The sequence below is a fragment of the Acidisphaera rubrifaciens HS-AP3 genome (assembly GCF_000964365.1).
In the GTDB taxonomy this organism is placed as follows: Bacteria; Pseudomonadota; Alphaproteobacteria; order Acetobacterales; family Acetobacteraceae; genus Acidisphaera; species Acidisphaera rubrifaciens.
This window is the reverse complement of the sequence record NZ_BANB01000026.1, coordinates 1-2,030: the sequence shown is the minus strand read 5'-3', so window position 1 is coordinate 2,030 and position 2,030 is coordinate 1. Positions and strand designations below refer to the sequence as shown.

Annotated in this window: 2 protein-coding genes; both read left to right on the top strand. The window is 71.4% G+C overall.

Features of this window, described 5'->3' with window-relative positions; genetic code table 11:
* Positions 1-1,051: xanthine dehydrogenase family protein molybdopterin-binding subunit (locus B8460_RS00950; protein WP_206742633.1), on the top strand; the 1,051-nt coding region annotated here is incomplete at its 5' end.
* A gap of 3 nt (positions 1,052-1,054) precedes the next feature.
* Positions 1,055-1,936: an AAA family ATPase gene (locus B8460_RS00945; RefSeq protein ID WP_048859693.1), complete on the top strand. Its 882-nt coding sequence runs from the start codon at positions 1,055-1,057 to the stop codon at positions 1,934-1,936.
* Positions 1,937-2,030 lie beyond the last annotated feature (94 nt).

Here is a 2,030-nt window from a genome sequence, read left to right as displayed (position 1 = left end):
GGCGGCGGCGCTGAACATGGCACGGCATCGCGGGCGCGGCGTGGCCGCCATCAACTATCCGATCGGCATGAATCTCGGCGGCGACCCAAGCCAGGCGCTGGTGCACGCCAATCCAACCGGGAAGTTCACCGTCAGCCTCTCGGCGATCGATCTCGGCCAGGGGATGAAATCCGTCACCCGCCAGATCGCGGCGGAGACCCTCGGCGTGCCGGTCGAGGATGTCTATGTCGACACCGCGGATTCCGATACCGGCCCGCACGACATGGGCAGCTTCGCCTCGCGCGGCACGCACCGCGTCGGCAACGCCGTCGCCGTCGCCGCGCGCGAGGCGCGGGCGGTGATGATGGAGGCGGCCGCCGAGGAGCTGGAGGTCAATGCCGCCGATCTGGAGACCGACGGGCGCGGCAACATCCATGTGCGCGGCGCGCCGGGACGGTCGATCTCCACGCGCGACGTCGCCATCGCCGCGCAGTTCCGGCAGGGGCGGACGATCTCCGGGCGCGGCATCTTCCTGGTGCCGCTGTCCGCCGTCGATGCGGAAACCGGCGAGATGTCGCCGGCGACATGCTACGCCCATGCCTGCCTCATCGTCGACGTGGAGGTCGATGACGAGACGGGCGAGGTGACGATGCAGTACATGCGCTCGGCCTACGAGCTGGGGCGCGCGCTCAACCCGCGGCTCGTCGAACAGCAGCTGGTCGGGGGCGCCTGGATGGGCGTCAGCCACGCCCTGTACGAGACGACGGAGCCGTATTATCCGAACCCGGTGCATTCGCCGCGCGACTACAACGAATACCTGATGCCGGGACCCGGCGATATCTGCCCGCACGACATCGCCGTGCTGGAACGCCCCGCGCCGGACGGACCCTTCGGCGGCAAGGGACCGGGGGAGATGTGTGCCAATCCGGTGCTGCCCGCGGTCGCGAATGCGATCTACGACGCCGTGGGCATTCACGTCGACGAGCTGCCGATCACGCCGGAGCGGGTGTTGCGCGCGTTGCAGGCGCAGGGCGGCGCGCGTCCGCCGTCGGCCCGCGCGCCGGGGCGCTGAGCCATGGCGGTGCGGGCGACGGTCGCGGGGATCGACGGGCCGGAGGCGCTGGAATCCGCGCTGCGCGGCGCCTTCTACCTCGCGGATGCCGGCCTCGCGACCGCGGCCTATCTGGCCCTTGCGCTCGGCAAGCCGCTGCTGCTCGAAGGTGCGCCCGGCGTCGGCAAGACCGAGGCGGCGAAGGCGCTGGCCGGCGTGCTCGCCCGCGATCTCGTGCGGCTGCAATGCTACGAGGGCATCGACGCCTCGGCGGCACTCTATGAATGGAACTATCCGCGGCAGATGCTGGCCCTGCGGCGGGCCGGGGATGCGCCGCTCGACGTGTACGCCGACGATTTCCTGATCGAGCGGCCGCTGCTGCGCGTGCTGCGCCACCCCGAAAGCTCGGTGCTGCTGATCGACGAAATCGACCGCTCCGACCACGAGTTCGAGGCGTTCCTGCTGGAGTTCCTGTCCGACTTCTCGATCTCGATCCCCGAACGCGGCACCGTGCGCGCCTATGAGCGGCCGGTCGCCGTGCTGACGTCGAATCGCACGCGCGAACTGCACGAGGCGCTGCGCCGCCGCTGCGTCTATCACTGGATCGCCTATCCCGACGCGCGGCGCGAGGCGCAGATCATCGCCATGCGTGCGTCCAGCGTGATGGAGGCGACGGCGCGGGCGGTCGCGACCCTGGTCGGGCGTCTGCGCGCGGCCCCGCTCGCGAAGCCGCCGGGCGTGGCCGAGGCGGTGGAATGGGCGGAGGCGGCGACGCTGCTCGCGCGGCGCGGACAGGCCTGGCCCGCGGCGCTCGAGGCCAGCGTCGGCGTGGCGATCAAGGACGAGGACGACCTCCGCTACATCACCCCGCGCCTGCCGGCGCTGATCGGCGAGAGCCTGGCATGAGCGGCGACGGGACGGCTGACCGGTTCGTCGCCTTCGCCTCCGTGCTACGCGCGCACGGGTTCGCGGTGGCGGCGGAACAGACGATCGGCTTCCT

Coding starts and splice junctions, on each gene's coding strand:
- B8460_RS00945 (WP_048859693.1), top strand. CDS start 1,055: ATGGCGGTGCGGGCGACGGTCGCGGGGATCGACGGGCCGGAGGCGCTG.